Source organism: Rhizobium sp. NLR16a (assembly GCF_017948245.1).
GTDB lineage: Bacteria > Pseudomonadota > Alphaproteobacteria > Rhizobiales > Rhizobiaceae > Rhizobium.
In genome coordinates this window covers 364134-376525 of the sequence record NZ_CP072867.1, presented here as the reverse complement: position 1 = coordinate 376525, position 12392 = coordinate 364134, and the positions used below count along the sequence as shown (strand labels likewise).

Here is a 12392-nt window from a genome sequence, read left to right as displayed (position 1 = left end):
TCGCCGGCTTGCGGTTAGTGTGGCACCTCCAAAATCAGGTCGAGGAGACAGCATGACAGAAGCATTCGATTCGCGCGCCCTCGCAGCCAGGCTTTACAGTCTGCGCCAAGCCGGCATACAGGAGGCGACCAGCGCCTTTCTGCCGCCAGCTGACCTCCATCAGGCGATGGAAGCCCAGCATTTCCTCGCCGCGGCCGATGGCATTTCCAGCAATGCATGGAAGGTGACGGTCTCGCCGCAAGGCCAGGCCGTCAGCGGTCCGCTGCATCCCTATGCCGAATCGGTCTTCGGTGCTGATATCCCCTGGTATCCCGGCTTGAAATTCGAAACCGAAATTGCTGTTCGCCTCGGCAATGACCTGCCGATCCGCACGGGTAAGCCGTACAGCCGCGCCGAAGTGGTCAAGGCGATCTCCACTGTCCATCTCGGCGCCGAACTGCTGCTCAGCGCGGTCAGGGAAAGCGGCAGCGTTTCCTTCCTGCTCTTTGCCGCCGACCGCCTCGGCAACAGCGGCTATGTGCTCGGTCCGAAGCTCGACAACAGCCTTGTCGATACCGCCGGCGGCACGCCGCTCAAGGTCACCCATGCCGGCCGCACCATCTATGACGGTCCGGCCCAGCATCCGAAGGGCGACGTTCTCACCTGGCTGGTCGACTACGCCAATGACGACTTGCGTCCGGAAACATCGCTGAAGGCAGGCGCGCTGATCACGACGGGCACGTTGAGCGGCGCCATCGAACTGTCTGAACCCGGCGAGATCGACATCCTCTTCGGCGACGCCAGGCTGAGTTTTTCGGTGTCGAAGACCTGATTGACGTCATTTCTGCCTGCGGCCTCGACAATGCCCGCGCTCCCGCTTTCTTGCTCAGCGGAAAAAGATAAGTTGACAATCATAGTTTAGTTTTGCAGGAACCGGGTGTGAAGGGAGGGCTTGCCTCCCGAACCTGCAGTGCCGAACCTGGAGCAGACCATGCCTTCGTCCTTCCTTGCCCTGTCCGGAATTACCTATGCCATCGGGCCGAAGTCGATCCTCTCGGGCGTCGACCTGACCCTCGAAAAGGGCCGCATCTACGGTCTGGTGGGGCCGAACGGGTCTGGCAAGAGCACGCTTTTGAAGATCCTCGCCCGCCAGATCGCGCCGCAATCCGGCGCCATCGCCTTCGACGACAAGCCGGCGGCTGACTGGGGTGCCCGCGAGTTTGCCCGGCACGTCGCCTATATGCCGCAATTCACCCCGGCGGCCGACGGGATGACCGTGCGCGAACTGGTGGCGCTCGGCCGTTTTCCCTGGCACGGTACGCTCGGGCGCTTCACCGCAACGGACCGCAGCAAGGTCGAGGAGGCGATCGCCCGCACCGGTCTTGAGGATTTTGCCGATCGCCTCGTTGCCAACATGTCTGGCGGCGAGCGCCAGCGCGCCTGGATCGCCATGATGCTCGTCCAGGATGCCAGCTGCCTGCTACTCGACGAACCGACATCGGCGCTTGACCTCGCCCATCAGGCGAGCGTTCTCTCCCTGGTACAGGATCTCAGCCATGAACGCGGGCTGACCGTCGTCATCGTGCTGCACGATATCAACCTCGCCGCCCGCTACTGCGACGCGATCGTCGCGCTCAGCCGCGGCCGGATCACGGCCGAAGGCACGCCCGCCGAGATCATGCAGGCCGACACGCTGCACTCGATTTTCGGCGTCGGCATGGACGTCTTCCCGCACCCGGTTCGAAGGGAACCGGTCAGCTATCTCTTGTAGGCCGTCGCCTACACCTTCTCGCGGAACATCTCGATGATGGCGGAAAAATCCCTGCCGCCATTGCCCTGCTTTTCGAAGAGCGCATAAAGTTGCGCAGCCTCCGCGCCCATCGGCGTTGAAGCGCCGCTCGCGAGCGCCGCCTCCTGCGAGAGCTTGAGATCCTTCAGCATCAAGGCTGCGGCAAAACCTGGCTTGTAACCATTGTTGGCAGGCGAGGTCGGCACCGGCCCGGGAACCGGGCAATAGGTGTTGATCGACCAGCACTGGCCTGATGAGGTCGAGGCGACGTCGAACAGCGCCTGATGCGAGAGGCCGAGTTTCTCGGCCAGCACGAAGGCTTCGCAGACGCCGACCATCGAGATGCCGAGGATCATGTTGTTGCAGATCTTCGCCGCCTGACCAGCGCCCGCCTCGCCGCAATGGACGATCTTCTTGCCCATGGCTTCGAGGATCGGCTTCGCCCGGGCGAAGGCTTCCGGGGAGCCGCCGGTCATGAAGGTCAGCGTTCCCGCGCTCGCGCCGCCCGTGCCACCCGAGACGGGTGCATCAAGCGACAGGCAGCCTGCTGCGTTGGCCATCTCATGCGCCTTGCGGCTGCTCTCGACATCGATGGTCGAGCAATCGATGACAAGTGTTCCCTGCGCGGTAGTCTGCAGGATATCGGTCCACGCCGTCAGCACATGCCGGCCCTGCGGCAGCATCGTGATGACGATCTCCGCGTCCTTGACTGCCTGGCTGGCATGGCTCGCCGGTTTGACGCCGCTCGCCTCGGCCGCCTTCAGCACGGAGGCGGCGAGATCGAAGCCGAGAACCTCGTGACCCGATTTGACGAGATTGGCCGCCATCGGCCCGCCCATGTTGCCGAGCCCGATGAATGCGATCCTTGCCATGGTCTTCTCCTATCGATTGTCTTCGAGGATCATCGCCGCCGCCTTTTCGGCGATCATGATCGTCGGCGAATTGGTGTTGCCCGAGGTGATCGACGGCATCACCGAGGCGTCGGCGATCCTGAGCTTGCCGAGCGCCCTGAGTTTCAGCCTGGGATCGACGACGCTCTCCCTGTCGGCGCCCATACGGCAGGTGCCGACGGGATGGAAGATCGTCGTGCCGATATCGCCGGCCGCCCGCTCCAGATCGGCCTCGGTCTGATAGCTCGGCCCCGGCTTGAACTCTTCCGGCCGGAACCTCGCGAAGGATGGCTGCGCGACGATCCTGCGTGTCAACCGTATCGAACGGACAGCTATGTCACGATCGCGCTGCGTCGAGAGGTATTTCGGGCTGATCGTCGGCTGTGCGGCAAAATCCGGGCTCGACAGGTGCACCGAACCGCGGCTTTCCGGCCTCAGATTGCAGACGCTCGCGGTGATCGCCGGGAAAGGATGGACGGGGTCGCCGAATTTTTCGAGCGAGACCGGCTGCACGTGATATTGCAGGTCGGGCGTCTCCCGGTCCGGCCCCGAGCGGGTGAAGATGCCGAGCTGGCTCGGCGCCATCGCCATCGGCCCGGAGCGGCGGACGAGATATTCGAGCCCGATCGCCGCCTTGCCGATCAGCTTCGTCGCCTTTTCGTTCAGCGTCGGAACGCCGGTCACCTTATAGGCCAGACGCAGCTGCAGATGATCCTGCAGGTTCTCGCCGACACTCTTGATCTCGGTGACGACATCGATGCCCACCCGCTGCAGCACCTCGCCCCTGCCGATGCCGGAGAGTTCCAGAATATGCGGCGAGCCGATCGAACCGGCCGAAAGGATGGTTTCCTTGCCCGCATAGGCGCGCTTCGCCACGCCCTGGTGCTGGAATTCGACCCCGGCGACGGCCCCCTCCTCCACCAGCAGACGCCGCACCTGCGCCTTGGTAAGCACCGTCAGGTTGGAGCGCTTGCGCGCCGGGCGCAGGAAGGCTTTCGACGTGTTCCAGCGTATGCCCGAGCGCTGGTTGACGTCGAAATAGCCGGAACCTTCATTGCTGCCGCGGTTGAAATCTTCCGTCTCGGGGATGCCGACTTCTCTCGCCGCCTGCTGGAAGGCGTCAAGCACGGCCCAGCGCACCCGCGCCTTCTCGATGCGCCATTCGCCGCCGACCCCATGCATCTCGTCTTCGCCGCGATAAAAATCCTCGGACTTGCGGAAGAAGGGCAGAACATCGTCCCAGCCCCAGCCGCTGCAGCCCATCTGCCGCCAGAGGTCGTAATCGCGCGCCTGACCGCGCATATAGATCATGCCGTTGATCGAGGAGCAGCCGCCGAGTACCTTGCCGCGGGGATAGCTCAGCGCCCGGCCGTTCAGCCCCGCTTCCGGCGCCGTGGTGAAGCACCAGTCGGTACGCGGATTGTTGATGCAATAGAGATAGCCGACTGGGATATGGATCCAGTGGTAGTTGTCGCTGCCGCCGGCTTCCAATAGCAGCACGCGGCTCCTGCCGTCGGCGGATAGACGATTGGCGAGTACGCAGCCGGCACTGCCTGCCCCGATGATTATGTAGTCGTAACGATCCATGTGCGCCCTGCACGAAAATCCAGATGCTTGGCCGCCCGCCTCTGCCCACGCTGCGAAAGAGGGAGACGGCCGCCCGTTAGCGGCGATAGACGAAGCCCAGCTTCCGCCCGAGCCGCGAGGCATAGAATTCGCCGATGATGCCGCGGCGGAAGATCAGCACGCAGACCATGAAGACGACGCCGGTGATGATCGTCACCGGAAATTCCGAGGTCGCGAGGTAGTTTTCCAGCGCCACCACCAACCCCGCGCCGAAAAGCGGGCCGATCAGCGTGCCGATGCCGCCGAGCAGCGTCATCAGGATCACCTCGCCCGACATCTGCCAGGCGACGTCGGTGAGCGTCGCGAACTGGAAGACGATCGATTTGACCGCGCCGGCCAGCCCCGCAAGCGCTGCCGACATGACGAAGGCGCCGAGCTTGTAGCGCGTCACGGAATAACCGAGCGAGATCGCCCTTTGCTCGTTTTCGCGGATCGATTTCAGGATCATGCCGAAAGGCGAATTGATGAAACGCCAGATGATCAGGATGCCGACGAGGAAGACGGCCAGCACGAAATAATACATGTTGGTCGAGTTGTTCAGATCGATGAAGCCGAAGAGGTGGCCACGCGGCACCGACTGGATGCCATCCTCGCCTTCTGTAAACTTGGCCTGCAGGCAGAAGAAGAAGAACATCTGCGACAGCGCCAGCGTGATCATCGCGAAATAGATGCCCTGGCGGCGGATCGCGAAGAAACCCATGACCAAGCCGAGAAAGGCCGCCCCCGCCACGCCGATCAGGATGCCGAGTTCCGGCGGCAGGCCCCATGCCTTCACCGTATAGGCGGTGAAATAGGCGGCACCGCCGAAGAAGGTGGCATGGCCGAAGGAAAGCAGACCGGTATAGCCGAGCAGCAGGTTGAAGGCACAGGCAAACAGCGCGAAGCAGAGCAGCTTCATCAGGAAGATCGGATAGAAGAAGAATGGCGCGAGCAGCAGAAGCAGCAGTCCGACAAGCAGGAAGCCCGCCTGCACCGATAGAGCGGTTCGACTTTTTTCCGTTCGGATGGTTTCGGTGATGTCAGTCATGTCAGGCATCCCGGCCGAAGAGGCCCGCGGGCCTGATGAGAAGCACGATCGCCATGATGACGAAGATCACGATGTTGGAAGCCTCGGGATAGAAGACCTTGGTCAGGCCCTCGGCGATGCCGAGCACATAACCGGTGATGATCGCACCCATGATCGATCCCATGCCGCCGACGACGACCACGGCGAAGACGACGATGATCATGTTCGAGCCCATCAGCGGCGAGACCTGGTAGATCGGCGCCGCCAACACACCGGCAAAGGCGGCAAGGCCGGCGCCGAGCGCGTAGGTCAGCGTCAGCAGTACCGGCACGTTGACGCCGAAGACCTGGACCAGCACGGCGTTTTCGGTCGCAGCCCTGAGATAGGCCCCGAGCTTGGTCTTCTCGATCAGCAGCCATGTGCCGAGGCAGACGACGAGCGAGACGACGACCACCCAGCCGCGATAGATCGGCAGGAACATGAAGCCGAGATTGGCCCCGCCGGCAAGCGCTGCCGGCGTCGCATAGGGCTGGCCGGAAGAACCGTAGAGATAGCGGAAGGTGCCTTCGACGGCGAGCGCCAGGCCGAAGGTAAAGAGCAGGCCGTAGAGTGGATCGAGATCGTAGAGCCGGCGCAGGAACAGCCGCTCGATGACGGCACCGGCAAGCCCGACGATAACAGGCGCCAGGATCAGCGACGGCCAGTAGCCGATGCCGGCATAGGTGAGCAGCAGATAGGCGACAAAAGCGCCGAGCATATATTGGGCGCCATGGGCGAAGTTGATCACCCGGAGCAGGCCGAAAATGATGGCGAGGCCGAGGCTGAGCAGCGCATAGAACGAACCGTTGATCAGGCCGATCAAGAGCTGGCCGAGCAGCGCCTGCAGGGGAATGCCGAAGATCATCGTCATCTGGTCACACTCCCAGAACCTTGTGCAGCGTATCCATGCGCTGCGGCAGTTCGCCGACCGGGAATTCCGACACCATCTGCCCATGATCCATCAGATAGAAGCGATCGGCAATACGGCTGGCGAAGCGGAAATTCTGTTCGACGAGCAGGATCGTCATGCCGCGCTCCTTGAGCTTCTTCAGTACCTCGCCGATGCGCTGGACGATGACCGGAGCAAGCCCTTCCGTCGGTTCGTCGAGAATGAGCAGCCGCACACCGGTGCGCAGAACCCGGGCGATCGCCAGCATCTGCTGCTCGCCGCCTGAAAGTTTGGTACCCGGGCTGCCGCGGCGCTCGTAGAGATTGGGAAAGAGTTCGTAGATCTCGTCGAGCGTCATGCCGCCCGCCGCCACGACAGGCGGCAGCAGCAGGTTTTCCGAGACGGTGAGCGTCGAAAAGATGCCGCGCTCCTCCGGCACGAATCCGATGCCCCGGTGCGCCGTCTTGCGCAGCGGCACATGCATCATGTCGCTGCCGGCAAAGCTGATCCTGCCCTTGCGAGCGCGCACGATGCCGGTGATGGTGCGCAGCGTCGTCGTCTTGCCGACGCCGTTGCGGCCGAGAATGGTGATCGTCTCGCCCTCGCCGACATGCATGTCGACGCCGTGCAATATGTGGCTTTCGCCGTACCAGGCGTTGAGGCCCTGGACCTCGAGGAGAGCGGTCATCAGTGCTCCTCCGTGCCCATGTAGGCCTCGCGGACGCGCTCATCCTGGCTGACGGTGGCATAGTCGCCCTCGGCAAGGATCTCGCCGCGCTGCAGCACGGTGACGTGCTGGCAGATATTGGCGACGACGGAGAGGTTGTGCTCGACCATCAGCACCGCCCGGTCGCGGGCGACGTCACGGATGATCGCGGAGACGACGCCGACATCCTCATGCCCCATACCGGCCATCGGCTCGTCGAGCAGCAACACTTTCGGGTCGAGCGCCAGCGTCGTGGCGATCTCCAGCACGCGCTTGCGGCCATAGGAAAGATCGGCGGCGAAATGGTCGCGCTCCTTGGAAAGGCCGACGCTCGCAAGCAGTTGCTCGGCGCGTTCGTTCAGCCGCTCGAGCGCCGAGAGCGGCCGCCAGAATTGCGTCGACAGATGGTTCGGCCGCTGCAGCGCCACGCGCACATTGTCGAGCACGCTTAAGTGCGGAAAGACCGCCGATATCTGGAAGGAGCGCACCAGCCCCATGCGCGCCACCCTGTCGGGCGGGGTCCCGGTGATGTCGGTGCCCATCAGCGTGATCGTGCCAGCCGTCGGCTGCAGGAACTTCGTCAGCAGGTTGAAGACCGTCGTCTTGCCGGCGCCGTTGGGGCCAATCAACGCATGCACGCTGGCGTCATGCACGTCGAGATCGACATTCTTGACGGCCGTGAAGCCGCCGAAATCGCGGCGCAGGCCGCGGGCGGACAATACCACCCGCGGCTTTACCTGAGTTTCACTCGCGGAAACCGCCATCGTGCCTACTTCACCAGATCGCAGCCGCTCTTGGCGGGATCGATATAGGCGTCCTTGCCGGGAATGGTGGCGAGAACGTTGAAGTAATCCCACGGCTCCTTGCTTTCGGAAGGTTTCTTGACCTGCAGCAGATACATGTCGTGGATCATGCGGCCGTTGGGGCCGACCGTGCCGCCGCGGCCGAAGACGTCGTCGACAGGCATTTCATGCAACTGCTTGGCGACGGCTTCCGTCTCGTCGGTGCCGGCTTTCTGCACCGCCTTCAGATATTGCGTCACCGCCGAATAGGTGCCGGTATGGATCATGTTCGGCATCTTGCCGGTGCGGTCGAAGAACTTCTTGGCGAAGGCGCGGCTTTCGTCGTCGCGGTTCCAATAGTAGCCCTCCGTCAGCGTCAGGCCCTGCGCTGCCTCGAGACCGAGACCATGGACTTCGGCGAGCGTGAAGAGCAGCGCCGCCAGATGCTGGCCGCCCTGGGTGATGCCGAATTCGGCCGCCTGCTTGATGGCGTTCGAGGTATCGAGGCCGGCGTTGGCGAGGCCGATCACCTTGGCGCCGGACGATTGCGCCTGTAGCAGGAAGGAGGAGAAGTCCTGGGTTGATAGCGGATGGCGGACGGCGCCGACGACGGTGCCGCCGCTTGCCTTGACATATTCGCTGGTCTGCTGCTCCAGCGAATAACCGAAAGCATAGTCGGCGGTCAGGAAGAACCAGCTGTCGCCGCCCTGCTTGACAAGCGCGCCGCCGGTGCCGACGGCGAGCGCGTGGGTGTCGTAGGCCCAATGGAAGCCATAAGGCGAGCAGGCCTTGCCGGTGAGATCCGTCGTCGCCGCACCGGTGACGATGTCGATCTTCTTCTTTTCCTTGCCGATCGCCTGCACGGCAAGCGCCACCGAGGAGGTCGTCAGTTCCATGATCGCATCCACCTGCTCGGTGTCGTACCATTGCCGGGCAATGTTGGAGGCGATATCGGGCTTGTTCTGGTGGTCGGCATCGACGATCTCGACCGGTACACCCAGCACCTTGCCGCCGAAATCCTCGACGGCCATCTTGGCGGCCTCGACGGAAGACTTGCCGCCGAAGTCGGCATAAACGCCCGACTGGTCGTTCAGGATGCCGATCTTGACCTTGCCGTCGGTCGCGCTCTGCGCGAGCACGGCAGTGCTGCTCGCAAGCAGAAATGCAACTGATGCAATGAGATTCTTACGCATATTCTCTCCTCCCAGAGATGAGCCAGATTGCGGGTCTGTTCAGATTTGGCCGGTCGCACTCCTCAGAACGACCGCCCCTCGTCCTACGATCATGGAAATTCTCGCCTGAAGCAACGGGTGGTTTACAACTAATTCCAAACAGTATCTGTTCATTTTTGCACAGACAGAAAGCTGCACAATTTCCATCCCAACCTCAGGGAGCGCCAGGAATCAGCGCTCAGCGCTAGAACTAGGGCAGTTTCTGCAGTTGTGCAGGCATGTGCCATCAGCCGAATGAACAATCCTACTTTGTCCGTTCATCCCACAGGCGCATTTCGGCACGTTCAGGCTGCTGTTACTTCCACTGCGTCCCGTTGTCGGCACCGCAGCCATAGGGAGGCAAGACGCCGCTAAAGGTTTCTTTCAGCTTGGCACAGCCCCAGGCATTGATCGGGCTTGGCATAGCCGAGTTGAGCGTGATGCCGACTTCGTCATAGGGACTTTCAGTGTTGGAGACGTAGCGATACCAACGAAAACCGATAACAACAACGAATGCGAGAGCGACCGTCAGCAGCAGGCGAGCCAATTTCTTCATCAATATTCCCTCAAAATTTCAAACGCGGCCGTGTAGCATTACTCAGAGAGACTGAAAGCGCCGCCGCCGAAGCATCAACGGATTTATCGCCGGCGCCTCCCCGGCCTCATCGAGCTCCAGGGCTTTCGCCGAACACGCAGCCTCCGATTGCCGATAGATTGGAAACAAAACTCAAACAAAACAATGAATTGTATCAATCTTTAAAGATCATGCTATTCGTTGCTGGTTGTTGAACGGAGGGAATGGCGATGACGAACTCACCGCAGTTTACCTGGGACGATCTGCAGTTTTTTCTAGCCGTCGCCCGTACCGGACAGCTCTCGACGGCGGCCCGGCAGTTGCGCTCCAGCCACGCCACCGTTTCTCGGCGTATCGACCGGCTGGAATTTGCCCTCAAGGTCAAGCTCTTCGAACGCAATCCGCGTGGCTACGTGTTGACCGCCATGGGCACGCGTTTCATCGAGACGGCCGAGCGGATGGAGCAGGAGACCGAGCGGCTGCGCACCGACCTTGCCGATGGCTCGATGGCGCAGCGCGGCCTCGTGCGCCTCAGCGCGCCTGAGGGTTTTGCCAATTTCTTCTTCGCCACCGTGTTGCCGCGCTTTGCAGCCCAGCATCCGCATCTTTCGCTCGAGCTGGTGACCATCCAGCAGATCATGTCGCTGTCGCGCAAGGAGGCCGATCTTTCAGTTGTGCTCGACGAGCCGAAAGGCGGGCCTTATTACGCTGAAAAGCTGACCGATTATCACTTGCAGATCTACGGCTCGCGCGACTATCTGGCAAAGGCGCCTGCCATCACCTGCCGCGAAGATCTGCTTCAGCATCCTTTCGTCAGCTATATCGAGGAAATGATTTTCGCGCCGGGGCTGGATTATCTCAGCGATGTGCATCCGCGCATCAAACCGCAGTTCCAGAGCTCCAGCATTTTCGCGCAGCTCACCGCCACCCGAAACGGCCTCGGCCTCTGCATCCTGCCCTATTTCTTCGCCAGCCGTTATCCCGAGCTCGTGCGCGTGCTGCCCGAGGAGATCGACCTCAAGCGCCATTACTGGATTACCTGCCATCGCGATCTGAAACAGGCGCCGCGTGTGCGGGCGGTCATCGACTTTCTGCGCGAGGCCGTGCGCGGCGAAGATGCGCGCTTCGTGCCGCCCTATATCGCCGCCGCCAGTTCCGCGCGCCGGTCGGAATCCGAAAGCTGATTACTTGAGAAACTCGGCCCGGTGCGGCGTGAAGGTATCGATCAGCCGGCCCTTTTCCAGTGCCTTGACGCCATGGACGAGATTGGGCGGCACGATGAAGCTGCCGCCCTGCCGCAGCACTTCGGTGCGGCCATCGATCGTCACCTCGAAGCTGCCTTCGGCGACATAGCTTGCCTGGATGTGCGGATGCGAATGGGCAGCACCCACGGCGCCGCTTTCGAACGCCACTTCTACCATCATCATCTCGGGCAGATAGGTCATGACGCGCCTGGTGACGCCAGGCTCCGGATTGATCCAATCGGCCCCCTCGCCCGATACGAACAGATCGCTTGACGACATTTCCGCCTCCTCATTCCAGAATCGAACGCGGGCAAAGTGGATCATGGCGTCGCGTTTGAAAAGATGGCCGCCCCTGTCTTTTCGATAGGGCCGCCTTGTTGTTGACGCGCTCGGCTGGCGGGTCTATGCGACCTTGAGCGAGGCAAGGCTGAATGAGGAGACGCTGCCATGCAGCATACGCGCGAAGTTTTCGACTGGTCCGACCCATTCCGCCTGGTGGAGCAGCTGACCAACGAGGAGCGCATGGTGCAGGATTCCGCCCATGCCTATGCGCAGCAAAAGCTCGCTCCCCGTGTTCTCGACGCCTTTCGCAATGAAAAGACCGATCCCGCCATCTTCCGAGAAATGGGCGAACTCGGCCTGCTCGGCCCGACGATATCCCCCGACTATGGCGGCGCCGGCCTCGGTTACGTCTCCTACGGCCTGATTGCCCGCGAGGTCGAACGGGTCGACAGCGGCTATCGCTCGATGATGAGCGTGCAGTCCTCGCTTGTCATGGTGCCGATCGAAACCTTCGGGTCCGAAGCGCAGAAGCTGAAATACCTGCCCAAACTTGCGACCGGCGAATGGATTGGCTGCTTCGGCCTGACCGAGCCCGACCATGGCTCCGACCCAGGCTCGATGGCGACACGCGCCAGGAAGGTCGACGGCGGCTATAGCCTGACCGGCTCGAAGACCTGGATCTCGAATGCACCGATCGCCGATGTCTTCGTCGTCTGGGCAAAGACCGAGGATGGCCTCATCCGCGGCTTCATACTCGAAAAGGGTTGGAAGGGGCTTTCGGCCCCCGCCATCCACGGCAAAGTGGGCTTGCGCGCCTCGATCACTGGCGAAGTGGTGATGGACGGGGTCTTCGTGCCGGAAGAAAATCTTCTGCCCGGCGTCACCGGTCTCAAGGGACCGTTCACCTGCCTCAACTCGGCCCGCTTCGGCATTGCCTGGGGCGCACTTGGTGCCGCCGAGGATTGTTATGCCAGGGCACGGCAATATACGCTGGAGCGCAAGCAGTTCGGCCGGCCGCTCGCCGCCAACCAGCTGATCCAGAAGAAGCTCGCCGACATGGCGGCGGAGATCGCGCTCGGCCTTCAGGGCTGCCTGCGGCTCGGCCGAATGAAGGAGGAAGGCCATCCGCCGGTGGAGCTGACCTCGATCCTCAAGCGCAACAGTTGCGGCAAGGCGCTTGATATGGCGCGCGCGGCCCGCGACATGCTCGGCGGCAACGGCATCTCCGACGAATTCGGCATCGCCCGCCATCTCGTCAACCTCGAAGTGGTCAACACCTATGAGGGCACGCACGACATCCATGCGTTGATCATCGGCCGGGCGATCACCGGCATCGCCGCCTTTGCAAATTGAGTTGCAGAGCCCGGCCAGACCT

The 12392-nt window shown here is 62.2% G+C and carries 13 protein-coding genes; 4 read left to right on the top strand and 9 right to left on the bottom strand.

The genetic code is table 11. The features are described from left to right. The first annotated feature begins 52 nt into the window (after nt 1–52). Nucleotides 53–811 carry a fumarylacetoacetate hydrolase family protein gene (locus tag J7U39_RS24010; RefSeq protein WP_210632307.1) on the top strand — a complete coding sequence of 253 codons (759 nt, stop codon included), beginning with the start codon at nt 53–55 and terminating at the stop codon, nt 809–811. 159 nt (nt 812–970) lie between these two features. Further along, complete coding sequence (locus tag J7U39_RS24005) at nt 971–1750, top strand: ATP-binding cassette domain-containing protein (protein WP_210632306.1); 780 nt, start codon at nt 971–973, stop codon at nt 1748–1750. A gap of 8 nt (nt 1751–1758) precedes the next feature. Here J7U39_RS24005 and mmsB read toward each other — a convergent pair whose 3' ends face one another. The 8 genes from mmsB to J7U39_RS23965 all read right to left on the bottom strand — a co-directional run bounded on the left by mmsB (nt 1759) and on the right by J7U39_RS23965 (nt 9473). Then, the gene (gene mmsB / locus J7U39_RS24000; protein WP_210632305.1) at nt 1759–2640 is read right to left on the bottom strand and encodes a 3-hydroxyisobutyrate dehydrogenase; all 882 of its coding nucleotides are present in this window, start codon (nt 2638–2640) and stop codon (nt 1759–1761) included. Between the two features lie 9 nt (nt 2641–2649). Further along, on the bottom strand, nt 2650–4245 hold the full coding sequence (locus J7U39_RS23995) for a GMC family oxidoreductase (protein WP_210632304.1): 1596 nt from the start codon (nt 4243–4245) through the stop codon (nt 2650–2652). 76 nt (nt 4246–4321) lie between these two features. Next, nucleotides 4322–5311: a branched-chain amino acid ABC transporter permease gene (locus tag J7U39_RS23990; protein ID WP_210632303.1), complete on the bottom strand. Its 990-nt coding sequence runs from the start codon at nt 5309–5311 to the stop codon at nt 4322–4324. Nucleotide 5312: 1 nt separating this feature from the next. Then, nucleotides 5313–6200: a branched-chain amino acid ABC transporter permease gene (locus J7U39_RS23985; protein ID WP_085739908.1), complete on the bottom strand. Its 888-nt coding sequence runs from the start codon at nt 6198–6200 to the stop codon at nt 5313–5315. Nucleotides 6201–6204: 4 nt separating this feature from the next. Then, on the bottom strand, nt 6205–6906 hold the full coding sequence (locus J7U39_RS23980) for an ABC transporter ATP-binding protein (protein WP_210632302.1): 702 nt from the start codon (nt 6904–6906) through the stop codon (nt 6205–6207). Beyond that, nucleotides 6906–7688, bottom strand: coding sequence for an ABC transporter ATP-binding protein (locus tag J7U39_RS23975; RefSeq protein WP_210632301.1), 783 nt, complete (start codon nt 7686–7688; stop codon nt 6906–6908). The genes J7U39_RS23980 and J7U39_RS23975 overlap by 1 nt, the downstream gene beginning before the upstream one ends. Before the next feature lie 5 nt (nt 7689–7693). After that, complete coding sequence (locus J7U39_RS23970; protein WP_210632300.1) at nt 7694–8899, bottom strand: ABC transporter substrate-binding protein; 1206 nt, start codon at nt 8897–8899, stop codon at nt 7694–7696. Nucleotides 8900–9233: 334 nt separating this feature from the next. After that, nucleotides 9234–9473, bottom strand: coding sequence for a hypothetical protein (locus tag J7U39_RS23965; RefSeq protein ID WP_210632299.1), 240 nt, complete (start codon nt 9471–9473; stop codon nt 9234–9236). Nucleotides 9474–9721: 248 nt separating this feature from the next. Here J7U39_RS23965 and J7U39_RS23960 point away from each other — a divergent pair, with 248 nt between their 5' ends. Further along, nucleotides 9722–10675 (top strand): LysR family transcriptional regulator, encoded by a 954-nt coding sequence (locus J7U39_RS23960; protein ID WP_210632298.1) that lies wholly within the window; start codon nt 9722–9724, stop codon nt 10673–10675. On the opposite strand, the gene J7U39_RS23955 is transcribed toward J7U39_RS23960, so the two are convergent. Further along, complete coding sequence (locus J7U39_RS23955; RefSeq protein ID WP_210632297.1) at nt 10676–11014, bottom strand: cupin domain-containing protein; 339 nt, start codon at nt 11012–11014, stop codon at nt 10676–10678. 168 nt (nt 11015–11182) lie between these two features. Between J7U39_RS23955 and J7U39_RS23950 the strand changes: the two genes are divergently transcribed. Further along, nucleotides 11183–12370 carry an acyl-CoA dehydrogenase gene (locus J7U39_RS23950; protein ID WP_210632296.1) on the top strand — a complete coding sequence of 396 codons (1188 nt, stop codon included), beginning with the start codon at nt 11183–11185 and terminating at the stop codon, nt 12368–12370. Nucleotides 12371–12392: the final 22 nt, after the last annotated feature.